The sequence below is a fragment of the Streptomyces sp. NPDC001401 genome, from assembly GCF_042895385.1.
Classification (GTDB): Bacteria; Actinomycetota; Actinomycetes; order Streptomycetales; family Streptomycetaceae; genus Streptomyces.
Map to the genome: position 1 here is coordinate 61103 of NZ_JBIAWI010000020.1, position 21757 is coordinate 82859.

The 21757-nt window shown below is 72.1% G+C and carries 21 protein-coding genes; 13 read left to right on the forward strand and 8 right to left on the reverse strand.

Features of this window, described 5'->3' with window-relative positions; genetic code table 11:
- Positions 1-40: 40 nt before the first annotated feature.
- Entirely contained in the window at positions 41-916 is an 876-nt protein-coding gene (locus tag ACFY10_RS44145) for a hypothetical protein (protein ID WP_390671003.1), read from the reverse strand.
- Between the two features lie 275 nt (positions 917-1191).
- Here ACFY10_RS44145 and ACFY10_RS44150 point away from each other — a divergent pair, with 275 nt between their 5' ends.
- The 4 genes from ACFY10_RS44150 (at position 1192) to ACFY10_RS44165 (ending at position 6017) form a co-directional block, all read left to right on the forward strand.
- On the forward strand, positions 1192-3258 hold the full coding sequence (locus tag ACFY10_RS44150) for a SpoIIE family protein phosphatase (protein WP_390671004.1): 2067 nt from the start codon (positions 1192-1194) through the stop codon (positions 3256-3258).
- Positions 3259-3449: 191 nt separating this feature from the next.
- Positions 3450-4676 carry an RNA-guided endonuclease InsQ/TnpB family protein gene (locus tag ACFY10_RS44155; RefSeq protein WP_390671005.1) on the forward strand — a complete coding sequence of 409 codons (1227 nt, stop codon included), beginning with the start codon at positions 3450-3452 and terminating at the stop codon, positions 4674-4676.
- A gap of 152 nt (positions 4677-4828) precedes the next feature.
- Positions 4829-5557 (forward strand): DUF5666 domain-containing protein, encoded by a 729-nt coding sequence (locus tag ACFY10_RS44160; protein ID WP_390671165.1) that lies wholly within the window; start codon positions 4829-4831, stop codon positions 5555-5557.
- A 22-nt stretch (positions 5558-5579) separates the two neighbouring features.
- On the forward strand, positions 5580-6017 hold the full coding sequence (locus tag ACFY10_RS44165) for a hypothetical protein (RefSeq protein WP_390671006.1): 438 nt from the start codon (positions 5580-5582) through the stop codon (positions 6015-6017).
- Between the two features lie 31 nt (positions 6018-6048).
- On the opposite strand, the gene ACFY10_RS44170 is transcribed toward ACFY10_RS44165, so the two are convergent.
- Positions 6049-6858 (reverse strand): putative protein N(5)-glutamine methyltransferase, encoded by an 810-nt coding sequence (locus ACFY10_RS44170; protein ID WP_390671007.1) that lies wholly within the window; start codon positions 6856-6858, stop codon positions 6049-6051.
- Positions 6859-7034: 176 nt separating this feature from the next.
- Positions 7035-8108, reverse strand: a complete 1074-nt coding sequence (locus ACFY10_RS44175) for a hypothetical protein (RefSeq protein WP_390671008.1) — start codon at positions 8106-8108, stop codon at positions 7035-7037.
- A gap of 104 nt (positions 8109-8212) precedes the next feature.
- Between ACFY10_RS44175 and ACFY10_RS44180 the strand changes: the two genes are divergently transcribed.
- Complete coding sequence (locus ACFY10_RS44180; protein WP_390671009.1) at positions 8213-8650, forward strand: MarR family winged helix-turn-helix transcriptional regulator; 438 nt, start codon at positions 8213-8215, stop codon at positions 8648-8650.
- Here the strand turns inward: ACFY10_RS44180 and ACFY10_RS44185 are convergent.
- Positions 8647-9369, reverse strand: a complete 723-nt coding sequence (locus tag ACFY10_RS44185; RefSeq protein ID WP_390671011.1) for a GNAT family N-acetyltransferase — start codon at positions 9367-9369, stop codon at positions 8647-8649. The genes ACFY10_RS44180 and ACFY10_RS44185 overlap by 4 nt on opposite strands.
- Positions 9366-10280, reverse strand: a complete 915-nt coding sequence (locus ACFY10_RS44190; RefSeq protein ID WP_390671012.1) for an NADP-dependent oxidoreductase — start codon at positions 10278-10280, stop codon at positions 9366-9368. The genes ACFY10_RS44185 and ACFY10_RS44190 overlap by 4 nt, the downstream gene beginning before the upstream one ends.
- A 215-nt stretch (positions 10281-10495) precedes the next feature.
- Here ACFY10_RS44190 and ACFY10_RS44195 point away from each other — a divergent pair, with 215 nt between their 5' ends.
- The 3 genes from ACFY10_RS44195 to ACFY10_RS44205 all read left to right on the forward strand — a co-directional run bounded on the left by ACFY10_RS44195 (position 10496) and on the right by ACFY10_RS44205 (position 12990).
- Positions 10496-11101: a sulfite oxidase-like oxidoreductase gene (locus ACFY10_RS44195; RefSeq protein WP_390671013.1), complete on the forward strand. Its 606-nt coding sequence runs from the start codon at positions 10496-10498 to the stop codon at positions 11099-11101.
- Positions 11094-11876 carry a ferredoxin reductase gene (locus ACFY10_RS44200; RefSeq protein WP_390671014.1) on the forward strand — a complete coding sequence of 261 codons (783 nt, stop codon included), beginning with the start codon at positions 11094-11096 and terminating at the stop codon, positions 11874-11876. Before ACFY10_RS44195 ends, ACFY10_RS44200 begins: the two co-directional genes overlap by 8 nt.
- Positions 11877-12405: 529 nt before the next feature.
- On the forward strand, positions 12406-12990 hold the full coding sequence (locus ACFY10_RS44205; protein ID WP_390671015.1) for a hypothetical protein: 585 nt from the start codon (positions 12406-12408) through the stop codon (positions 12988-12990).
- A 69-nt stretch (positions 12991-13059) separates the two neighbouring features.
- Here the strand turns inward: ACFY10_RS44205 and ACFY10_RS44210 are convergent, their stop codons facing one another.
- Positions 13060-13413, reverse strand: a complete 354-nt coding sequence (locus ACFY10_RS44210) for a VOC family protein (RefSeq protein ID WP_390671017.1) — start codon at positions 13411-13413, stop codon at positions 13060-13062.
- A gap of 76 nt (positions 13414-13489) precedes the next feature.
- Positions 13490-14848, reverse strand: a complete 1359-nt coding sequence (locus ACFY10_RS44215; protein ID WP_390671018.1) for an 8-oxoguanine deaminase — start codon at positions 14846-14848, stop codon at positions 13490-13492.
- 118 nt (positions 14849-14966) lie between these two features.
- Here ACFY10_RS44215 and ACFY10_RS44220 point away from each other — a divergent pair, with 118 nt between their 5' ends.
- The 4 genes from ACFY10_RS44220 to ACFY10_RS44235 all read left to right on the forward strand — a co-directional run bounded on the left by ACFY10_RS44220 (position 14967) and on the right by ACFY10_RS44235 (position 18496).
- Positions 14967-15935: an acetylxylan esterase gene (locus ACFY10_RS44220; RefSeq protein WP_390671019.1), complete on the forward strand. Its 969-nt coding sequence runs from the start codon at positions 14967-14969 to the stop codon at positions 15933-15935.
- A 12-nt stretch (positions 15936-15947) separates the two neighbouring features.
- The gene (locus tag ACFY10_RS44225; RefSeq protein ID WP_390671020.1) at positions 15948-16352 is read left to right on the forward strand and encodes a nuclear transport factor 2 family protein; all 405 of its coding nucleotides are present in this window, start codon (positions 15948-15950) and stop codon (positions 16350-16352) included.
- Between the two features lie 89 nt (positions 16353-16441).
- The gene (locus ACFY10_RS44230; protein ID WP_390671021.1) at positions 16442-17608 is read left to right on the forward strand and encodes a serine hydrolase domain-containing protein; all 1167 of its coding nucleotides are present in this window, start codon (positions 16442-16444) and stop codon (positions 17606-17608) included.
- A 132-nt stretch (positions 17609-17740) separates the two neighbouring features.
- Positions 17741-18496, forward strand: a complete 756-nt coding sequence (locus tag ACFY10_RS44235) for a GntR family transcriptional regulator (RefSeq protein ID WP_390671022.1) — start codon at positions 17741-17743, stop codon at positions 18494-18496.
- A 167-nt stretch (positions 18497-18663) separates the two neighbouring features.
- Here the strand turns inward: ACFY10_RS44235 and ACFY10_RS44240 are convergent, their stop codons facing one another.
- Complete coding sequence (locus tag ACFY10_RS44240; RefSeq protein WP_390671023.1) at positions 18664-19566, reverse strand: MEDS domain-containing protein; 903 nt, start codon at positions 19564-19566, stop codon at positions 18664-18666.
- A gap of 104 nt (positions 19567-19670) precedes the next feature.
- On the opposite strand from ACFY10_RS44240, the gene ACFY10_RS44245 reads away from it, so the two are divergent.
- Positions 19671-21746, forward strand: coding sequence for an ATP-binding protein (locus ACFY10_RS44245; protein WP_390671024.1), 2076 nt, complete (start codon positions 19671-19673; stop codon positions 21744-21746).
- The last annotated feature ends 11 nt before the right edge of the window (positions 21747-21757 follow it).

Here is a 21757-nt window from a genome sequence, read left to right on the forward strand (position 1 = left end):
CCCAGAAAAGCACCACTGGCCGCACCGGACCAGCGAGGGATCAGCTCCGCTTGAACCGGTACGTCTTGCTGTCCGTCAGGACACAGAAGCCCGGCGACACGACGATCACACGCAGGGTGCCGTCCCGGCGGTCGTAGTCGATGCCCTCCACCTCGAACGTGCCCGAGCAGGAACTCCGCAGCGGAAGCTGCCGCAGCGCCGTGACATGGCCGGAGACGTCCGACGTGCCGCCCGGCTGGGCGGACAGGTCGACCTGGAGGAGCGGCTTGGTGATGCCGAACAGCGTGCCGGCCGGGTCGTCGGAGGAGCACAGCAGCGTGGTGGGGCCGGAGAAGTCGCAGCCCTGCACGTCGCGTACGGCGTGGTCGAGGTTGACGGTGGAGGCCTGCGGGAGGTTGGCCGAGGGCGAGGTGCTCGCGTTGACGCCCGGGGTCGGGAACACCAGGAAGCGGCTCATGGTGCCGTACTCGCCGGCCAGCATCCACTGTCCGTCGGGCGAGATCGCGACCCAGGAGTTGTTCAGTGCCTCGCCGGAGCTGAGCGTGTGGCCGTACTCCGACCAGGTCCCGCCCGGCGCCTGCACGCGGAACATCTTCGCGTTGCCCGAGTCGGCCTGGTAGGGCTCGATGTAGTAGCCGTTGTAGGAGGCGTCGGGGTCGCCGACGTGGTTCCAGCCGCGGCTGGAGACGTCGGCGGGGATCGTGCCGATGCCCGTGTAGTGGTTGGGACTGTTCGCCGGGACCTCGACGGAGGTCAGGCCCTGGCTCTCGGTCAGCGGATCGGCGCGGTCCGAGCCCACTTCCGTCCAGGTGTCGGCCGCCGACGCGGGCGGGGCGGCGGACAGGACGGCAGCGGCCGCAAGGGCGAGGGCCGCGGTCAGGGCTGCATGACAACGTTGCCGGGCGCGCAGGGGCATGGGAGGGCTCCTCCGTGGGGGGTGGGGCGTGCTCGGCGGACAGTCTGACCCGGTGGCGTAGTCATGTACAGACCAATTCGGTAACGGGGGCTGTCGGCTCGGTGACGGTCCGTACCGGGTACTGTCGTCACGGCTCCGGGGGACGGCCCCTGCTGTGTTGAGGGATGGTGGAGGTGGGCGACGGGGTCGTCACAGGGACGGTTGAGCGCGGTAGAACTTGGGGAGTCGGCACGGGGGACGACGTGCCGCGTGAACGGGCGAAGGCGGTGCGTGGAATGGGTGCACCTGGGTTTCCGGTGGCCGAGGGCGAGGAGTCGGTACGGCCGAGCGGGCTGCTCGACGTGCTGGGCGTGGCCTCGGTGGTCCTGGATGCCGAGGGACGCATCGTGCTGTGGAGCCCGCAGGCCGAGGAGTTGTTCGGCTATCCGGCGCAGGAGGCCCTCGGCCAGTACGCGGCCCGGATCATGGTGCACGAACAGCACCTCGACCTGGTGGTCAAACTGTTCGCCGATGTCATGGTCACCGGTCAGAGCTGGGCCGGGGCCTTCCCCATTCGGCGCAAGGACGGCAGCACGCGCCTGGTGGAGTTCCGCAACATGCGGCTGCTGGACGACCACGGCGACGTCTATGCGCTGGGGCTGTGCGCCGACCGCTCGACCGTGCGGCGGCTGGAGCGGGACGTGGCGCTTTCCACCCGGATGGTCGCGCAGTCCCCCATCGGGCTGGCCGTCCTGGACACCGATCTTCGGTACGTCTCGGTCAATCCGGCCCTTGAGCGGCTCAACGGGATTGCCGCCGAGGACCACATCGGGCGGTCGATCCGTGACGTCCTGCCGCACCTCGACGTCGATGCCCTCGAGGCAGCGGCACGTCAGGTGCTGGCGACCGGCCGTCCGCTCGTCGACCAGCAGACGACCGGCCGGACTCCCGCCCATCCGGACGAGGAGCGTGCCTGGTCGGTCTCGCTCTACCGGCTGGACGACGCAGTCGGCGCCGTGCTGGGCCTGGCCGGTTCGGTCATGGACGTCACCGAGCAGCACCGGGCGAGTGTCGAGGCCGAGGCCGCCCGCCGGCGGCTGCAGGTCATCGCGGACGCCTCCGCCCGGATCGGCACCACCCTGGAGCTGGACCGCACCGCCCGCGAACTGGCCGACGTCGCCGTGCCGGAACTCGCCGACATCGCCGCCGTGGACCTGCTCGAGGCGGTGGTGGCGGGCAGGCGCAGCAGCCTGGGCCCCACGGAGCCGGCGGTGATCCGGGCCCTCGCCGTGCAGGCGGACGGCGCCCCGGAGGCGCTGCGGGCGGCCGACCCGCCCGGGCAGGTGACCCGGTACGGTCCCGACCGCCTCGTCACCGAGTGTGTGCGCACCGGCCGGCCGGTGATGGTGGCGCAGGTCGAGCCGGCGGACCTGCCGCGCATAGCCCGCTCCCCCGAGGCGGCGCAGCTGCTGGCCGACGCGGGCGTCCACTCGTATCTGGCGGTGCCGCTGATCGCCCGCGGCGAGGTGCTCGGCGCCCTCGACCTCAAGCGCACGCACAATCCGGAGCCGTTCAGTGAGGACGACCTGCTGCTCGCCCGCGAGCTGGCGTCCCGCGCGGCCGTGCAGATCGACAACGCCCGCTGGTACCAGAACGCCCGCGACACCGCCCTCACCCTCCAGCGCAGCCTGCTGCCCAGTCACCCGCCGGTGACCGGCGGCCTCGAGGTCGCCTCCCGCTACCAGCCCGCGGGGGCCACCAGCGAGGTCGGCGGCGACTGGTTCGACGTGATTCCCCTGGAGGGCGGCAAGACGGCGCTGGTGGTGGGCGATGTGATGGGCAGCGGCATCAACGCCGCCGCGACCATGGGCCGGCTGCGCACCGCGACCAACACCCTCGCCTCCCTCGACCTCGATCCGGCCCGGCTCCTCGAACACCTCGACAAGATCACCGAGGGTCTGGACCACTCGATCGCCACCTGTGTGTACGCCGTCCACGACCCGCAGCTGCGGCAGTGCCGGATCGCCAACGCCGGGCACCTGCCGCCGGTCCGGCTGCGGGCCGGGCATCCCCCGGAGCTGCTGGAACTGCCCACCGGGGTACCGCTGGGCGTGGGCGGGGTCGCCTTCTCCACCACCACGGTCGACCTGGAGCCCGGCGATCGCCTCGTGCTCTACACCGACGGCCTGGTCGAGACCCGGCAGCACCCCCTCGACGAGCGCCTGGACGCCCTCCTGTCCCTCCTCGAAGGACCCGACCGCCCTCTGGAGGAGGTCTGCGACCTCCTGCTGCGCACTCTGCACCAGCCGGACAACTCCGACGACGTGGCGCTTCTCATCGCGCGCGTGCAGAAGCCGAGCTGATCGTCGATTGCGACTGAGCGGGCAGCCGCGCTCTCACAGCTGCCGGGATTCATTCGCAGTGCACCGGCGTTCACGCCGGTGGTGCAGCGAATCTGGACGTGGCGACGCGGAGCATCGCCGAATCGTTCCAGCGGAGCTGGATTCAGCTGCTCCGTCCCGGGCTGTCAGTGACTGGTGCTAGCGTCCGGATCGTGCAGCTTCGGTGTGCCTTCCGTCTCGACCCGACGCCTGGTCAGCGCATCGCGCTGGCCAGGGCGTTCGGATGCGCGCGGGTGGTGTACAACGACGCGATCGCGGCGCGGGAGCGGGCGCGGGCGGCGGGAGAGGCGTTCCCCACGGCGGCGGTGCTGTCGAAGACGCTGGTCACCGAGGCGAAGAGGACTCGTGAGCGGCACTGGCTGGGCGAGGTGTCGGCGGTGGTGCTGCAGCAGTCGCTGCGGGATGCGGAGAGCGCGTACCAGAACTTCTTCGCCTCCCTGAGGGGAGCCCGGAAAGGAGCGCGGGTAGGGGCGCCCCGCTTCAAGTCCCGTAAGGACGAAAGGCAGGCGGTCCGGTTCACCGCGAACGCACGCTGGAAGATCAACGAGACCGGAAGGCTGTTGCTGCCGAAGATCGGCGAGGTGAAAGTGCGCTGGTCGCGCATGCTGCCCGCCACCCCTTCCAGCGTCACGCTCACCAAGGACGCGGCCGGGCGGTTCTTCGCCTCCTTCGTCATCGACACCGACCCGGAGCAGGACCGGGCCCGCTTCAGCGAGCCGGACCCCGATAGTGCCCTTGGCGTCGACCTGGGCCTGGCCCACTTCGCCGTCCTGTCCGACGGCACGAAGATCGACTCTCCGCGGTTCCTGCGCCGCGCGGAGAAGAAACGGAAGAGGGCCCAGCGGGAGCTGTCCCGCAAGCAGAAGGGATCCAAGAACCGGGCCAAGGCCCGGCTGAAGGTCGCCCGCGCCCACGCCAAAGTGGCTGACGCACGCCGCGAGTTCCACCACCAGCTCTCCACCACGCTGATCCGCGAGAACCAAGCGGTCGCGGTGGAGGACCTGGCGGTCAAGGCGCTGGCGCGTACCAGGCTGGGCAAGAGCGTGCATGATGCGGGCTGGTCCACGTTCGTGTCCATGCTCGAATACAAGGCGGCACGTTATGGCCGGACGTTTGTCGTGATCGGACGGTTCCAGCCCACGAGTCAGGTGTGCTCCGCCTGCGGGATCAAGGACGGGCCCAAGCCCCTGCACGTGCGGGAGTGGACCTGCCCTGCGTGCGGGACGGTCCACGACCGGGACCACAACGCCGCGAAGAACATCAAGGCCGCCGGACTGGCGGTGACAGCCTGTGGAGCGCGGGTAAGACCGGAACATGTTCCGGCACCGCGCGGTGAAGCAGGAAGCCATGGAATCCGGTCCGGAGCCCGTGCCGCGTAGCGGCACAGCACCGGACCGGAAGGCCAGAATCCTCGGGCTTCAGCCCGAGGAGCAAGTCAATGATTACGGGTTCCTTATCGCCCGCATTCGACAATCACAGCAAGGCATGGCATGCAGATGCCGCCTGCCGTGGCCGATGGGAGCGAGCCGTGATGCACGAGCCGGACCAGGAACCCACCGCCGGGGGCGAGCCGCCTGACGGGCGCTTCGGGACGACCCCGGACATGGAAGTGATGACCGGTCCGGGCGGCCCGGACCGCGAGCCGGGGCCGTGGCGGCGCAGCTCCCGCCGGGCGCGTGCCGTGGCCGCGGCGGCCACGGTCGCCGTGCTGGCCCTCGGCGGCACGGTCGCCTATGCGGCCACCTCGGGCGGCTCCGGCCAGGGCGCCTCGCCCTCCGCGTCCGGGTCCGCCTCCCCGTCCCCGGACGGCCCCCGCGGCCGGCATGACGTCGCCCCCTGGTTCGGTTTCGGCTTCGGCGGCATGGGGGTGCATGGCGAGACGACGGTCAAGGACCAGGACACCGGCAAGTGGGTCGTACGGATCTGGCAGCGCGGCACCGTCGAAAAGGTCTCCGGCGACCAGGTCACGCTCAAGAGCGACGACGGCGCCCGGTGGACATGGACCGTGAACTCCGACACCACCGTCTTCCGCGACGGTACGAAGGGTTCGGGTGCCGGCGACCTCAAGCAGGGTGAGATGGCCCTCCTAGCCGGCACCCGCTCCGCCGACGGCACCCGGACGGCCACCCGTGCGATCTCCGGCACCTTCGACCGCAAGGGCCCAGGCGACTGGCACGGCAGGTTCCCGGACCCCGGCCACAGGGACTGGCGGGGCCACGCACCGTCCCCGAGCCCGTCGGGCAGCGGCGCGACGACCTGAGGCGCCGATGGCCTGCGTCGTCATGACGCGCCCTTGGATCTTGCCGCTTCTGCTGGTGCTCTGCGGCTCAGTCGTTGCGGCCGGGCTGCTCCTCAGCGGCAGCCCGGCCGCGGCCGTGGCCTTCCTGTTGGTGTTCGTGCTGCTCGCAGGCGTGAACTCGCCTCTGGTCTTCCCGAAGTCGATCGGTTGGCTGGACGCACAACGCCGCAGCGCCGCTGACGGCCGACCGGTCGTCTTGTGGCGCTCGGGCTGCAAGTACTGTCTGCGACTGCGCATCCGACCAGGGCGCAGCGCCCGTCAGTTGTACTGGGTCGACATCTGTCGCGACCCGGTCGGCGCGGCGGCGGTGCGGGCGGCCAACGACGGCAACGAGACCGTGCCGACCGTCGTCGTGGCGGGCCGGCCGCACGTCAACCCCGATCCGGAATGGGTGCGCGAGCAGCTCTCGCCTTCCGCGTGACCGGGAGCGGGGTCAGCCCGCGAAGGCAGGCTCAGGGACGCACGCCGATCACGACATTGGCGTACAGCTCCTCGGAGGCCGCCAGGCGTGCCCTCAACCCGCCGGTGGTGAAGGCGTCGACGGCGGCCGCGGCCTGCCGTTCGCTCGTCTCGACCAGGAGGCAGCCGCCCGGGGCGAGCCAGCGGCGTGCTTCGGCGGCGACCCGGCGCAGGACGTCGAGTCCGTCCGTGCCGCCGTCGAGCGCGACCAGCGGTTCGTGGTCGCGGGCCTCCGCGGGCAGCAGGCCGACCTCGCCGGTGGGAACGTAGGGCACATTGGCCGCGAGGATGTCGATACGGCCGTGCAGTTCGTCCGGCAGCGCCGCGAACAGGTCGCCCTCGTGGACCCGGCCGCCGACGGCGCCGACATTGCGGCGGGCGCAGCGCACCGCGGCCGGGTCGATGTCGGCGGCGTGCAGTTCGACCTGGCCGAGCGCGGTGGCCAGGGCCGCGCCGACGGCGCCCGAGCCGCAGCACAGGTCCACGACGACAGATGCGCCGGGGGCCTGGGCGAGGGCCTGTTCGACGAGGAACTCGGTGCGGCGGCGGGGCACGAACACGCCGGTTTCCACGGCGATGCGCAGCCCGCGGAACTCGGCCCAGCCGACGACGAGTTCGAGGGGCAGCCCGGAGACCCTGCGGTCGACCAGGGCGGCCAGTTCCTCCGGCGTGCGCGCGGCGGCCAGGATCAACTCCGCCTCGTCCTCGGCGAAGACACAGCCCGCGATGCGCAGCGCGGCGACGACGGCTTCACGGGTGGAGGAGGACGGCAGGGAGGAAGGTGAGGAAGACAAGGGAGGCATGAAAGCCGAGAGCCTTTCGGTAAGTCGAAGGGCGCTCTCGCGGTCGCCTACTGCCGGCGGTCCGCGTCGACTCGAGGTGTGAGCACCCGACCTGACACTGCGGTAATGGGTCTCACCTCCTCGGTCTTCGGTGGCCGGGAATTTCCACGGCCGGGCGCCAACACTACCGCAACGCGTCAGACGCCGACCGTCTCCTCGACCTCCTCCTCCACTTCCTCTGCGGCCTTCTCTTCGGCCTTGTGTTCCTCGGCCACGCGGACCGGCGATGCGGCGGCCACGGGCGCCTCGGCCCGGCCGCGCGCCCGCTCGTACGCGGCGGCGATCGCCGTGACGGCGAGGCCCAGCAGCAGCCACACGGTGAGCGTCCATACGTTGCGGGACAGGCCGTCGCTGTGGAAGTACAGGAGGCTGCGGGCGCCCTCGACGAATCCGGCGCCGTTCCAGAAGGCGTGCAGGGTGCCGAAGAAGCCGTTCTGCAGGTCGGGGCGGAACAAACCGCCGGAGCTGGTGAAGTTGAGCATGACGAACAGCACCATCATGGCGAGGGTGGTCCAGCGCTTGAGGAAGGTGTGCAGGCCGACGCCGACGAAGAGGATGCCCGCGGAGTAGAGCCAGGCCATCCCCCACAGGCTCGTGAGGTCGTGGTGGGCGAGGTGGAAGACGGGCCCGGCGAGCAGCGCGCCGATGCCGCTGACGACGGCGGAGACGCCGAGTGCCAGCAGAGCACGCAGCCGCATGGGCAGGCCGGCGCCGGCGGCGCCGAGCGCGGCGACGGAGGCGTAGGAGCCGATGCTCAGCGCGATCAGCAGGAAGAACAGGCCCTGCCCGGTGGGGTCGTCGTCGACCGGTGCGGCCACGTCGGTGACCTTCAGCGGGACGCCCTGGCCGGCGGCGATGGGGGTGAAGACCTTCTCGACGGCCGTGGCGTCCATGTCGGAGGCGGCGCTGGCGACCACCAGTTCCGGCGTCTTCGCGCTGGGCACGTAGGCGCCCGTGATGTCACGGGACTCGAGCAGGCCGACGGCCTCGGAGCGGGTGGCGACCGTGCGGACGTCGAGCCTGTCCCCCGCCCTGTCCTTGACGGTCTGCGCGAACACCTTTGCCTGCGGGCCGGAGCCGAGGACCGCGACGGGCAGGTGGTGGGGCTCCGGGGTGACGAACGCCCCCATGTACGCGAGTCCCATGCCGATGCACATCAGCAGCGGGGTGATCAGGTGCGTGATCACGTGGCGCAGGGCCGGGGACCTCATCGCTCACAACCTCCAGGTAGTTGGCTTATACAACTCTCACTTCAAGTTGTACTATACAACCAAACGGGGCGGGGTGGTATTCCGTGGAGAACGAGGGAGGTCCGATGGAAGCGGACGAAGCCGTGGAGACGATCCAGCGCGAGATGACGGCCTTCGCCCGCCGCGCCCGCGCCTCGGCGGGCCGGATGCACCCCGAGCTGTCGCTGGTCTCGTACACGCTGCTCGGACACCTGGAGGAGAGCGGCGGCTGCCGGGCCACCGACCTGGCGGCGCACTACGCCCTGGACAAGTCCACGGTCAGCCGCCAGGTGGCCGCCCTGGAGCGGGCCCACCTCATCGAGCGGCGCCTGGACCCGGACGACCACCGCGTCCAGGTCCTGCACCTGACCGACACCGGGCGCCAGATCCTCGCCCAGGTCACCGACAGCCGCCGGGCGGCCTTCCGGGAGCGGCTGGCCAGGTGGCCGAAGGAGGATCTGGAGCGGTTCGCCGACTATCTCGTGCGCTACAACGCGTGGGTACGGCCGGAGGGTGAGGGCTAGGAGACGGCCAACTCCCGTTCGTCCGTGAGGTGTTCGGGTGCGCGGGCCGCGCCGAAGACGGTGCTGCGGCGCAACCGGAAGCCGAGGGACTCATAGAGGCGGATGGCGTTGGTGTTGCCCGCGCCGGTGTGCAGGAACGGGGTCTCGCCGCGCTCGCGGATGCCATGGGCCACCGCGAGGATCAGCCGGGTCGCGAGACCCTCGCCGCGGAAGGCGGGATCGGTGCACACGGCGCTGATCTCGGTCCAGCCCGGCGGGTGCAGCCGCTCCCCCGCCATCGCTATCAGCGCGCCCTCCCGCCGGATGCCCAGGTAGGTGCCCATTTCGATGGTGCGGGGCAGGAACGGGCCGGGCTGTGTCCGCTGGACCAGGTCGAGCATCTCCGGCACGTCGGCGGGGCCGAGGCGGACTGCCTCCGGCTCCGGCGCGGCGGCCAGGCCGTCGTCGACGAGCTGCACGCCCTCGACCTGGAAGGTGACCTCCCATCCGTCGGGAATCTCGCCGCGGAAGCCGAGCAGGGGGACCTCGCCCCCGGGGCCCGCGAAGGCCGCGAGGTCGGCCCAGTCCTCGGCCTCGAGCTCGTCCGGCAGCGCCAGCCACGGCGACACGTCGACCGGGTAGCGCAGCAGCCGGCCGCGCCGCTCGGCGAAGTGGGCGTGCGGGCCGGTCAGGGCGGCACGGGCGGGGTTGTCGAGAACATGCGGTGCGCTGCTGCTCATCGGGCGACCTCGATCACGATCTTGCCGCGGGCGTGGCCCTCCTCGACGGTGCGCAGCGCCTCGCCGGCCCGTTCCAGCGGGAAGGTCTGCGTCACATGCGGGTCCAGGTCGCCGCTGACCACCAGGTCGGCCACCGCCGCGAGCCGCTCGGAGGTGCGCACCCGTGCGACGCGGGCGCCGCCCAGCTTCTCCACCACCTCGGGCGGGGCCCCGGCCGTGATGAGCCTGGTCCGGTCGGTGAGCAGCGTCGCCGCCTCCTCGAGGACCTCGCCGCCCACCAGGTCGTACACGCCGTCGACACCGCCCGGTACGCGGCCGGTCCAGCCCGGCCCGGACGGCACGTGCACCGCGCCGAGCGATTCGACGAAGTCCTTCTTGGCCTCGCTCGCGAGCCCCACGACCCGCAGGCCGAGCGCGCGGGCGATCTGCACGGCCGCGACTCCGACCCCGCCGCCCGCGCCGGTGACCAGGACGGTCGCGCCGGACGGCAGGTCGAGCTGGCGGATTCCGTCGTACGCCGTCACGGCTGCGACGGGCAGGGTCGCGGCGTCGGTGAAGGACAGCGCGGCGGGCTTGCGCGCGATCAGGTCGACCGACAGCAGCGCGTACTCGGAGTACCCGCCGACGACGGGCCGGCCGAACACCTCGTCCCCTACGGCGAACCCCTCGGCTCCCTCACCGACCTCCTCCACCACGCCGGAGACCTCGTTGCCGAAGTAGGAGGGGAAGTCGCGCTCGCCGCTCTCGCCGGGGCGGCGGTAGCCGGTGCGCTGCTTCCAGTCGACGGGGTTCACCCCCGCGGCACGCACCGCGACGAGGACCTGACCGGCGCCGGGGTTCGGCCGGTCAACGTCGACGAGGGCCTCGGCCTCGGGTCCGCCGTAGCGTGTGAAGACGTACGCCTTGGGCATCTGCTCCCACTCTCCTTCGCTGCCGCCTGGTCACCGGTTGTACGGGGCACCGGTTCCGGCACCAGTCGGCAAGGAGGATCAGGCGCCGGCTATTCCCGGGGCGCCGGAGTCTTCATACGGCCTTAATGATCGCGGGCCCGCCCGGGGCGGGAGCACCCCTGACGACCACGTACGGTTGAATGCGTAAGCAATCACTTCCGTCCCGCTGGATCCACATGAACGTCACCCGAGGCTTCACCGGGCGCGCCCGCGTCGACAATCCGGGCCTGCCGCCCGGCCAGTACGACGCGGGCGACGACTGGCCCGTCCTGTCCGCGGAGGTCACGCCCGAACTGGCGCCCGCCGACTGGACCTTCCGCATCGACGGGCTGGTGGAACGGCCGCACACCTGGGACTGGGAGCAGGCGCACGCGCTGCCTGCGTCGGCGTACGAGGGCGACATCCACTGCGTGACGAGCTGGTCGAAGTTCGGGGTGCGGTTCGGGGGCGTGTCCCTGGACGCCTTCCTCGATGCGGTGCGGCCCCATGGGTCCGCCACCCATGCCGTCGCCTACTCGCACACCGGCTACACCACCAACCTCCCCCTCGCGGACCTGACCGGCGGGCGCGCCTGGATCGCCTGGGAGTACGACGGGCAGCCCCTTGCCCCCGAGCACGGCGGGCCCGCCCGGCTGCTGGTGCCGCACCTGTACTTCTGGAAGAGCGCCAAGTGGATCGCGGGCCTCACGCTCCTCGACCACGACGAGCCGGGTTTCTGGGAGCAGAACGGCTACCACGCGCGCGGCAACCCCTGGCAGGAGCAGCGGTACTCCGGTGACTGAGCAAGTGACGCAGCCCTCCCCTGTCCCCGGCTTCACTCCCCCGACGCGCTTCGCCGTGCCCGGCCGGATCGCGGTGAGCAACCGCGCCGCCGCGGTGTGGCAGACCGCGACGCTCACCGAGATCCGCCGCGAGACCCCGCATGCGGCCACCTTCCGGTTCGCGGTGCCCGCCTGGGCGGGGCATCTGCCCGGCCAGCATCTGATGCTGCGGCTGACCGCGCAGGACGGCTATGTGGCCCAGCGCCACTATTCGATCGCGTCCGCGCCCGACGACCCGGGGCACATCGAGCTGACCCTCGACCATGTGGAGGGCGGCGAGGTCTCGGGCTGGTTCCACACCGTGGCCGAGCCGGGCGACCAGGTCGAGGTGCGCGGCCCGCTCAGCGGCTTCTTCGCCTGGCCGGGCGACCGGCCCGCGCTGCTGGTCGGGGCCGGCTCCGGCGTCGTACCGCTGATGTCGATGGTGCGGCACCACCGGGCGCGCGGTCTGGACGTGCCGCTGCGGCTGCTGGTGTCCGCGCGCAGTCCCGAAGAGCTCATCTACGCGCGGGAGTTGGGCGCGGAGACGACGCCGGTGTTCACCCGGAGCGCGCCGGACGGTGTGCCCGTGGGACGTCTGGCGGCCGCACATGTGGCCCCGCTCCTGGCCGAGCGGCCTCCGGGTGGGTGGGAGGCGTATGTGTGCGGCTCGAACGCCTTCGCCGAGCACGCCTCACGGCTGCTCGTCGAGGCCGGCCAGCCCGTGGCCCGGATCCGGATCGAACGCTTCGGCTGACGGTTCGAAGGGCGCCTATTCCACGTGGCCGGTTCCGGGACCCGGATGCCGGGCGGGGCTTGACGGTGTGCGGGACCAGTGAGCCATCGGCGGCGAACACCGCCTCGGGGTGGGCGGCCTGCTGCGGGGAGAGCGCTTCGGGGCCCCGGTCACGCGGACAGGTTCGGTGCCGCCTGAGGTCCGGCTGATCCACGAGGTGCCCGCCCGCCGGCCCAGGGCGGTGGCCATGTGAGCGGCGGATTCCGGTCGGCACCGAATTGCCGACCGTCCCGATCGCGCCTGAGTGGCGCTCTCGCCCACGAAGCGACCCACCGTGCCGTCGTCACCCGGCGGAAGCACCCGTCCCCCACTCCGGTCCGCTCGACGTCCGCCGGCCCGTGCGGGTTCGGATGCAGTCGGCAATGAGCGATCTCCGGCGCACTGGGTACCCGATTTTCCTGGGCACTCGCGCGCATAGGCGGTACGGAGGGACAATACGAAGCAAACACGGTACGGCCCCTCCGGCTCCGGCGACGGCGAGGAGGTCGACATGCGAACCCGGGTGCGCGGCTGGCGCTGGCGGCGCAATCCGCTGCGGCGTCGGTCGGACGTGGTCGAGACCTGGACGGCGCTGGTCGTCGCCCTTCTCCTGTTCGTGGGCGCGCCGCTGGCCGGGGCGCTCGCGGGCTGGTGGGCCCATGACGAGGCGCGGGCCGTGGTAGCGGCAGAGCGCGCCGATCGCCACCGCGTGCGGGCCGAAGTCGTCGGCAAGACCCCCGACATGCTGCCCTCGGTGCAGGGCGGCCGGGAACACTCGTACCGTGTGGATGTGCGCTGGACGGATCCCGCCACCGGCCTGCACACCACCAACGCACGCGTCCCGGCGGACGCCCGGCACGGGGACATGGTCGACATCTGGTTCGACGCCCGGGGCAGGACCGTACCTCCGCCGCCGGGCGAGACCCAGATCTGGCAGCACACCGTGACCGTCGGCATCTGCACCACGGGCGGTGCGGTCGCCATGGTGCTGATCGCGAACGCGGTCGTACGCCGCGTGTCGACCGGGCACCGACTGGTCGAGTGGGAGCGGGAGTGGGCAAGGACCGAGCCGGAGTGGACGCGGCGTCGGGCGTGATTCACGCGCGGACCTGCTCCGCCGAGGGCCCGGTGGGCCGCCGGTCCGTCACCGCCGGTGCAGACCAGGTCAGGCGGGCTGCCACAGCTCGATGCGATTGCCCTCGGGGTCGGTGACCCAGCCGAATCGGCCGATACCCTCCATGTCCTGCGTTTCCTTGGCCACGTCCGCTCCCTTGGCGCGCAGTTGCGCGAGCATCGCATCCAGGTCGCGGACCCGGAAGTTGAGCATGACCTGCTGGGCGCGGGACCCGAAGTAGTCGGTCTCGGACTCGAACGTCGCGAACACCGTCGGCCCGGCCTCCTGACGCCACAGACCGTGCTCATCGGCGTCAAGGCCGAGGCAATCGCGATACCACGCGTTGAGGGCCGCCGGGTCGGCGGCCCGCATGAAGTAACCACCGATTCCAAGCACACGTTCCATGCCGCCATCTTGCCAGGAGGGCGCGCGAGGTCATTTGAAACTCAATGCGACCACGCGCGGACGCACGACTCGGCGGCTACGCATCCTGCTGCATCCTCCGCGCAATCCGCCCGTGATCCCGCAGCGCCTCCGCCAGCCCCGGCAGCGCCGGCTCGCCCCGGTCGACGAGGACCCGGCCTCCGACCACCGTCGTCCAGGCGCGGGCCGGCCCGCAGCGCAGCCATGCCTCGACGGGGTCGCTCAACGCCCCCGCGAGGGCGACCTCGTGGAGGTCCCAGACGACCAGGTCGGCGCAGGCGCCCGGGCGCAGATGCCCCAACTCGTCGGCGCGGCCGAGGCAGCGGGCCGAGCCGCGGGTGGCGATGTCGAGGGCGTCGCGGGCGGTCATCGCGCCGGGTCCGCCGCGGTAGCGGCCCAGCAGCAGGGCGCCGCGCGTCTCCATCCAGAGGGAGGCGTGGTCGGTGGAGGCGGAGCCGTCGCAGCCGATGCCGACGGGCAGTCCGAGCGCGCGCATCTCCTTCACGCGCGCGGTGCCGCCGCCGATGAGCATGTTGGAGCTGGGGCAGTGGGCCACGCCGACACCGGCGGCGGCGAGGCGGCGCAGTTCGTCGTCGTTGGGGTAGATGCAGTGGGCGACCCAGGTGCGGTCGCTCATCCAGCCGCAGTCCTCGAAGTACTCGACGGGCCGGCAGCCGTAGGTCTCGAGGCAGTAGGTGTCCTCGTCGTGGTCCTCGGCGAGGTGGGTGTGCAGGCGTACGTCGTGGCGCTCGGCGAGTTCGGCGGTCGCCGTCATGACCTCCTTGGTCACCGAGAACGGCGAGCAGGGTGCGAGCGCGACACGGATCAGTGCGCCCGGCCTCGGGTCGTGGTGGGCCTTGATCAGCCGCTCGCTGTCGGCGAGCACCTCGTCGGTGGTCTGGGTGACGCTCCTGGGCGGCAGTCCCCCGTCCTCGACGGAGCGGGTCATGGAGCCGCGGGTCGCGTGGAAGCGGAAGCCGATGTCGCGGGCGGCGCGGATCTCGGAGTCGACGAGGTGCGGGCGGGGGTGGACGTACAGGTGGTCGGAGGAGGTGGTGCAGCCGCCCATCAGCAGTTCGGCCATGCCGACGTACGCCGACACGTAGGCGGCCTCTTCGTCGAGGGCGGACCAGAGGGGGTACAGGGTGGTCAGCCAGTCGAAGAGGGTGCCGTTGACCGCGGGGGCGTAGGAGCGGGTGAGGTTCTGGTAGATGTGGTGGTGCGTGTTGATCAGGCCAGGGGTGACCAGCCGTCCGGCCGCGGGGACGGTCGTGCGGGCCTCGGGCTCGGTCCCGGCCGGGCCCACGGCGGTGACCCGACCATTGGTGACGGCCACCCAGCCGCCGGGGATCTCGCGGTCCCCGTCGACGACCAGCTGTCCGGCGTCCTTGACCAGCAGATCCACGGCTGACGACATGCCGCCCATCGTAGACAGATACGACCGGAAAGACCTGGCGAGTCGTCCGACCACCCACGTACGGTGTGATCATCCGCACTCTCCGTTCGTAGCTGTCCCTTCGCAAAGGCGGTCCTACATGGCCCTGTTCGACCTCCCCCTCGACGAGCTCCACGAGTACCGCAGCACGTCCGTCGAGCCCGAGGACTTCGACGCGTTCTGGTCCAAGACCCTGCAGGAGGCCCGCGAGCACGACCTGGACGCCCGTTTCGAACCGGTCGACACGGGCCTGACGACGGTCCGGGTGTACGACGTGACGTTCGCGGGGTTCGGCGGGCACCCGGTGAAGGGCTGGCTGACGCTGCCGGCCGCGGCCGAGGAGCCGATACCGCTGGTCGTGGAGTTCATCGGATACGGCGGCGGGCGCGGACTGCCGCACGAGCACCTGCTGTGGGCGTCCACGGGCCGGGCGCACTTCGTGATGGACACGCGCGGGCAGGGCAGCGCGTGGGGCGGGGGCGGCGGCACCGCCGACCCGGTGGGCGGCGCGCCGGCCTTCCCCGGTTTCATGACCCGCGGTATCGACGCGCCCGAGAACTACTACTACCGGCGGGTGTTCACGGATGCGGTGCGTGCCGTGGAGGCGGCCCGTTCGCACCCGCTGACCGACGCGAGCCGCACGGTCGCCGTCGGCGCCAGCCAGGGCGGCGGCATCACCATCGCGGTGGGCGGTCTGGTCCCGGATCTGACCGCGATCGCCCCGGACGTGCCGTTCCTGTGCGACTACCCACGCGCCGCGACACTGACGGACCGTCACCCGTACCGTGAGATCGGCCTGTTCCTCAAGACCCACCGCGGCCGTAGCGCGGACGCCCTGCGCACCCTGTCGTACTTCGACGGCGTGCACTTCGCCTCCCGCGGCCGTGCCGCGGCCCTGTTCTCGGCAGCCCTGGAGGACCAGACCTGCCCGCCCTCGACCGTCTTCGCCGCCTTCAACGCCTGGGCGCACGACGACAAGGCGATCGAGGTGTACGACTTCAACGACCATGAAGGTGGCGGGCCTTACCAGGAGGCGGCCAAGCTGAAGTGGCTGCGGTCGTACGTGTGAGGAGCGAGCGGTATGGGGACGCGTGAGGCGGCCGAGCGCTTCGTCCGGGTCTGGGAGCGGGCGTGGGCGGCGCACGATGTGGACGCGCTGCTTCAGCTGTATGCCGAGGAGTGCGTCCACCGCTCGATGCCGTTCCGCGAGCCGCACCGGGGGCGGGGCGAGTTGGCCGAGTATCTACGGTGGTCGTTCGCGCACGAGCGGGTGACGGACGTGCGGTTCTCGCCGCCGGTCGTCGGCCAGGACGGCGTCGCCGTGGCCGAGTTCCGGGTGCTGGCCGAGGAGGGCGGCGCCGCGTCCGCCCTGGCCGGCTGCGTCTTCGTGCGGTTCGACGGCGCGGGCCTGGCGGCCGAGACGCGGGACTACTGGCACACGGCCGAGGGTCACCAGGAGCCCGCCGGGAAGCTGTTCCTCCTCTGACCTTCCCTCCAGTCCGACCAGTCGGTACGTTCAGGGAACCCCGGGCCGCAGCGTCGCGGCCCGGGCTTCCTGCGGACGACGGAGGGCCCATGTCGGAGCGCGAGCCAGAGGTGCACGGCCACTGCGACGAGCGGTTCGCGGCGGTGCGGACGGCGTTCGAGGAGAACTTCCGGGACCGGGGAGAACTCGGCGCCGCGCTCGCCGTCACCGTCGACGGCACGACGGTCGTGGATCTGTGGGGCGGCTGGGCCGACGCGGCCCGCACGCGGCCCTGGGAGCGCGACACGCTGGTCAATGTGTGGTCGACGACGAAGGGTCCGGTCGCACTGTGCGCGCACCTCCTCGCCGACCGGGGGCTGCTGGACCTCGACGCGCCGGTGGCCGCGTACTGGCCGGAGTTCGCCGCGGCCGGCAAGGACAAGATCCTCGTACGGCATCTGCTGTCGCACCGGGCGGGGCTGTCCGGGCTGCGCGAGCCGCACTCGCTGGAGCAGCTCTACGACTGGGAGTTGACCACGCAGCGGCTCGCGGCGACGGAGCCCTGGTGGGAGCCGGGGACGCGGTCCGGGTATCACGCGCTCACCTACGGCTTCCTGGTCGGTGAGGTCGTGCGGCGCATCTCGGGGCTGCTGCCGGGGGCTTTTCTGGAGCGGGAGGTGACCGGGCCGCTGGGGATCGACTTCACCGTCGGACTGCCGGAGAAGGAGGCCGACCGAGCGGCCGAGCTGGTGCATCCGCCGGCCGCCTCCAGCAGCGAACAGGCCGCGATCTTCAGCCAGTTGACGCCGGAGGCCCTTGCCGCGCTGGCCAATCCGCTGGTGGGCGCGGGCGAGGCCAACACGCCCGAGTGGCGGGCCGCCGAGATCCCGGCCGCGAACGGGCACGGGACCGCGCGGGCGGTGGCCGCACTGTACGGGATCTTCGCGGGCCGGGGCGCGTACGACGGCCACCGCGTGCTGTCCGCCGAGGCGGCCGAGCGGGTGCGTGAGGGGCAGGGCAGCTGCCGGGACCTGGTCCTCGGCACCGGCCTCGGTCATGAGACGGAGATCGGGCTCGGCCTGTGGCTGAGCGGCCCGAACGGCTCGTACGGGCCCAACCCGCGGGCTTTCGGACACGACGGCTTCGGCGGCTCCTGCGGTCTTGCCGACCCGGAGGCGGGGGTGTCCCTGGGGTATGTGATGAACCGGATGGGGCCTCATATCGCCGACGACCCACGGAAGATGGCCCTGATCGAGGCCCTGTACGGCGCACTGTGAGCGGCAGTCGGGGCGGGCCGGTTTCGGCCGAACCGGCAGGCCGGTCTTCCCCCGTGGTTTAGACCAATGCTAGATCTGGTGACGCAATCAGCCCGCACGGCTACGGCATGTCACCAAAACAGGAGGCGCGGCATGGCCCGCACCACCCCGCACGACCTTCCCCTCACCGAAGACGAACGCGCAGGGGATCCGCTGTACTGGCGCGTCGCCATGCAGCTGCTCGGCGAGCTGCGCGACGGCAGCGTCCCGCCCGGTGAACGCCTGCCGGGCGAGCGGCAGTTGGCCGGGCACTTCGGCGTCAGCCGGGAGACCGTCCGGCAGGCGCTGGAGGTGCTGCGCCGGGACGGTCTGGTCGCCACCGACCGGCGGGGCAGCCACGCCACGCTGCCCGGCCTGCCGGTGGAGACGGCATCCTCGCTGGCCTTCCCGGTCGGCGCCCGCGCCGCGGATCCGGGCACGGTGGACCGGGCCACGGTCACCTGGGAGACTCCCCCGCCGGAGCACGCCGCGGCCCTCGGACTGGCCCCGCACCGCCCGACCCTCGTACACCGCTATGAGTCGGCCGGCGCCGACGGCCGCGGACGCCGTACGGCCGTGACGTCGTTCTCGGCCGTGGCCCTCTCCGAGGTCGAGGAACTGGCCCGCTACCGCGACCGCGCCGACGGCGCCGCCTCTGCCCAGCTGCACCGCGCCTACGACTGGATGCGCAGGGCGGGCCTGGCCCTGCACCACCGGGACTCCATCACCCCGCTCGCGGACGCCCCCTCGGTGCGGGTCAGGCGGCGCGTGCACGACCAGTACGCACGGCCGTTGGAGATCACCGACCTGGTGGTGGACGCCCAGCCGGATGCCCTGGTCTACGAGTTCACGCTGCCCGCCGCGGGGTGACCGCGCCCCGGGCGCCGGAAGGACAGCCGTACGACACCGTGTCGTACGGGAATGGACGCGCTACGAATCCCTCGTCAACGTCGCCACGCCGTCGCGGACGAAGCCGGTGGTCGTGTCCAGGAACTGATCGTCCGAGGCGTAGCGCAGCGCCTGGTGGACGAAGTCGGTCAGGGTCCTCCTCCTTCCTGCCCTTCCGGCTCGATGTGCAGGCCCGGGACCCGGTCCCAGCCGGTCACCCGCATCACCCGCTGGATGTGCGGGGCGACGCCCGCCAGTTCGAGGGCGCCGCCCGCCGAATACAGGCCGAGTGCCGTGAACACGAGCAGGCGCAGCGCGCCGACGTCGATGAAACGCAGCTCGTGCAGGTCGAGATGGGTGTGGCCACGATCCGCGGTACGGGCCCGGGCGCGGGCGGTCTCGGCGTGCAGGGCGCGGGCGACGGCCGTGACGTTGCTGTCGTCCACCTCTCCGGCGAGGGCGAGGCCCGGGGGTGCGAAGGTGCGGGTGATGGCCAGGAGGTCGTCGCGCCACACCTCGTCGGCGCCGACCCGCCCGTGGTGCAGCCCGGCGAGCGGGGCGAGTTCCGTCTCGTCGAAGATCCGGCGGTCGTACTGGCAGATGCCGAGGACCGGCAGCGAGGAGAAGACGGGGTCGAGCAACAGCTCGCTGTCGTGCAGGGTCTTGAGTTCCCTTCCTGCCTGGGCGCGCAGGATCTCCGTGCACACGCGCAGGCCGAGGAAGCCGTCGCCGACGGCGCGGCGGGTCTCGCGGCGGATCACCTCGTCCAGGTCCCACAGCCCCTCGGGGCCGGCGAGGTGCGGATCGACGCGCAGCCGACCGGCCGCGAGTTCCTCGTCGACCCGGCAGCCGTGCGCCTCCAGGAAGGACAGGGCGACGCCGGCCGGGATGTCGACGGGCGGCAGCAGGAGTCCGCGCTGCCCGCTGGCCAGGCCGTCCAGCAGGAAGGCGACGAGGACGGTCTCGCGCTCCTCGTCCGTGTCGTAGCCGAGGAGCAGGTGGTCTCCCTGGCGCATCTGTCCCACAGTTTTCAGGGTGGGTGTGACGGCCATCCCCGTACCTCCCTCGGTGGACGGACCGCTTCCACGCTACGCCGGAAGCAGGCCTGCCGTGAGGGGTTATCGTGTCCGCCATCGGTTCCGGGTGAGGGGGGACGATGGCGGCCTCTGTGCAGGGCGGCAGGATCGGCAACCTTCCCGCCGAGGCGAACGTTTTCGTCGGCCGGCAGCTCGAACTCGCCGAGATCGCGGGGCTGTTGGGGACCGAACGGCTGGTGACGCTGACGGGGCCCGGGGGTGTGGGCAAGTCCCGGCTGGCGCTGCGGGCCGCGCACGCCGCGAAGGCCGGGTTCCTGGGCGGGGCATGGCTGGTGGAGCTGTCGGAGCTCAGCGACCCGGAGCTGCTGACGAACACGGTGGCGCAGGCGACCCGGCTGACGGAGCAGACACTGCGCCCGTTGCTGGAGGCGGTCTGCGAGCACCTGGCGGGGGCGCCGGTACTGCTTGTGCTGGACACCTGCGAGCACGTCCTGGACGAGGGCGCACGAGTCGTACAGGAGCTCCTCGCGAATGTTCCGGAGCTGCGGGTGCTGGCCACCAGCCGGCAGCCGCTGGGCGTGCCGGGCGAGCATCTGCTGACGGTGGCGCCGCTGCCGCTGGGGGAGCGCGACGACGCTGTGGCGCTGTTCACGACCCGGGCGGCGGCCGCGGTGCCGTCGTTCGCGCTCACCGACGCCAACCGGGCCCATGTGGCCGCGGTCTGCGCCCGCCTCGACGGGATCCCTCTGGCGCTGGAACTGGCCGCCGTACGGCTGCGCGGCTTCCCGCTGCACCGGCTCCTGGAGGGCCTGGACTCCCGCTTCGACCTGCTGGTCTCGCCCGCCCGGCCGCGTCTTGCCCGGCACCAGACGCTGCGCACCGCGATCGGCTGGAGCCATGAGCTGTGCACCCCGCTGGAGCGGCTGCTGTGGGCCCGGCTCTCGGTGTTCGCGGGTGGCTGGGACGTGGAGGCGGCCGAATTCGTGTGCCACGGCGGCCCCCTGGACGCGGAGGAGATCCTCGCCCTGCTCGCCTCGCTCACCGAGAAGTCCATCGTCACCCGGGACGGTGAGGGGGTGGCGGTGCGCTACCGGATGCTGGACACGGTCCGCTCGTTCGGCGCCGAGTGGCTGACCGGACTGGGCGAGGCGGAGGCGGTGCGGCGCCGCCACCGCGACTACTTCCGCTGGATCGCCCGCCAGGGCGAGGCGGAGTGGCTCGGGCCCGGCCAGCGGATGTGGGCCGAGCGGCTGACCTCGGAACGCGCCAACCTGCGTCTGGCGATCGAGGAGTGTCTTGCGGCGCCGGAACCCGATACAGCGCTCGAACTCACGGGTTCTCTCTGGTTCTTCTGGTTCGCCTGCGGTTTCACCGAGGAGGGCCGCGGCTATCTGGAGCGGGCGCTGCGCCGCGCCCCCGACGGCCCGGGGCCCGAGCACACACTCGCGGTCTGGGCCCATCGGCTGGTCACGGTCGTCCCAGAAGATCTGGAGGCCGCCGAGTCGGTCAGCGCCGCCTATGTCTGGCTGGCCGAGGAGCGTCGACTGCCCGTGCCCGCTTTGCCGTTGACGGGGGCGAGCCTTGCCGTGCGGGGCGAGTCGGCACGGTCCGCGGTGCTGTACGGGAGGGTCGGACAGGCGCCTGCGGCCGACGGCGGCGCCGAGTTCTTCCAGCTGCTGACGCTCGCCCTGCAAGCGTATCTGCTGGCCAGCCAGGCCGCGTTCGAGCGGTGCGCGGCGGTCGCCGACCGGTTGCGCGCCGAGTGCGCCAAGCTCGGGGAGCTGTGGATGCGAGCCTGGGGCGACTTCTTCCTCGCGCTCGCCGCGATCGGTCTCGGCCATCTGGACGAGGCGGTGCGTTCGTCGCGCGAGGCGCTGGCCGCCAAGTGGCGGGTGCACGACCGGCTCGGCGCCGCCGCGGTCGCCGACCTGCTGGTGGCCGCACAGGCTGCGCGCGGCGAGGAGGAACTCGCCGCCCGTCTCCTGGGCATCAGCAGGCGCCTGTGGCACGCGGCCGGCCTGCCGCAGCTCGGCAGACCCGACCGGACGGTCTTCCACCGCGAGTACGAGCGCCGGCTGCGCGCCTCCCTCGGAGACGCCCGGTTCACCGAAGCGGTGCGCGAGGGGCGGGAGTTGGGGCCGGACGCGGCGATCGCGCTGGCGCTGGGCGGCGTGGCCGACGTACCCGGACCGTGACCGCCGGCTTC

Bases quoted from the DNA above. Each gene is read 5' to 3' on its own strand.
- ACFY10_RS44195 (WP_390671013.1), top strand. From the start codon at position 10,496: ATGAACGTCACCCGAGGCTTCACCGGGCGCGCCCGCGTCGACAATCCG.
- ACFY10_RS44160 (WP_390671165.1), top strand. From the start codon at position 4,829: ATGCACGAGCCGGACCAGGAACCCACCGCCGGGGGCGAGCCGCCTGAC.
- ACFY10_RS44240 (WP_390671023.1), bottom strand. From the start codon at position 19,566: ATGGCCGTCACACCCACCCTGAAAACTGTGGGACAGATGCGCCAGGGA.
- ACFY10_RS44190 (WP_390671012.1), bottom strand. From the start codon at position 10,280: ATGCCCAAGGCGTACGTCTTCACACGCTACGGCGGACCCGAGGCCGAG.
- ACFY10_RS44225 (WP_390671020.1), top strand. From the start codon at position 15,948: ATGGGGACGCGTGAGGCGGCCGAGCGCTTCGTCCGGGTCTGGGAGCGG.
- ACFY10_RS44175 (WP_390671008.1), bottom strand. From the start codon at position 8,108: ATGAGGTCCCCGGCCCTGCGCCACGTGATCACGCACCTGATCACCCCG.
- ACFY10_RS44215 (WP_390671018.1), bottom strand. From the start codon at position 14,848: ATGTCGTCAGCCGTGGATCTGCTGGTCAAGGACGCCGGACAGCTGGTC.
- ACFY10_RS44165 (WP_390671006.1), top strand. From the start codon at position 5,580: ATGACGCGCCCTTGGATCTTGCCGCTTCTGCTGGTGCTCTGCGGCTCA.
- ACFY10_RS44220 (WP_390671019.1), top strand. From the start codon at position 14,967: ATGGCCCTGTTCGACCTCCCCCTCGACGAGCTCCACGAGTACCGCAGC.
- ACFY10_RS44235 (WP_390671022.1), top strand. From the start codon at position 17,741: ATGGCCCGCACCACCCCGCACGACCTTCCCCTCACCGAAGACGAACGC.
- ACFY10_RS44230 (WP_390671021.1), top strand. From the start codon at position 16,442: ATGTCGGAGCGCGAGCCAGAGGTGCACGGCCACTGCGACGAGCGGTTC.
- ACFY10_RS44245 (WP_390671024.1), top strand. From the start codon at position 19,671: ATGGCGGCCTCTGTGCAGGGCGGCAGGATCGGCAACCTTCCCGCCGAG.
- ACFY10_RS44185 (WP_390671011.1), bottom strand. From the start codon at position 9,369: ATGAGCAGCAGCGCACCGCATGTTCTCGACAACCCCGCCCGTGCCGCC.
- ACFY10_RS44150 (WP_390671004.1), top strand. From the start codon at position 1,192: ATGGGTGCACCTGGGTTTCCGGTGGCCGAGGGCGAGGAGTCGGTACGG.
- ACFY10_RS44210 (WP_390671017.1), bottom strand. From the start codon at position 13,413: ATGGAACGTGTGCTTGGAATCGGTGGTTACTTCATGCGGGCCGCCGAC.
- ACFY10_RS44205 (WP_390671015.1), top strand. From the start codon at position 12,406: ATGCGAACCCGGGTGCGCGGCTGGCGCTGGCGGCGCAATCCGCTGCGG.
- ACFY10_RS44170 (WP_390671007.1), bottom strand. From the start codon at position 6,858: ATGCCTCCCTTGTCTTCCTCACCTTCCTCCCTGCCGTCCTCCTCCACC.
- ACFY10_RS44145 (WP_390671003.1), bottom strand. From the start codon at position 916: ATGCCCCTGCGCGCCCGGCAACGTTGTCATGCAGCCCTGACCGCGGCC.
- ACFY10_RS44180 (WP_390671009.1), top strand. From the start codon at position 8,213: ATGGAAGCGGACGAAGCCGTGGAGACGATCCAGCGCGAGATGACGGCC.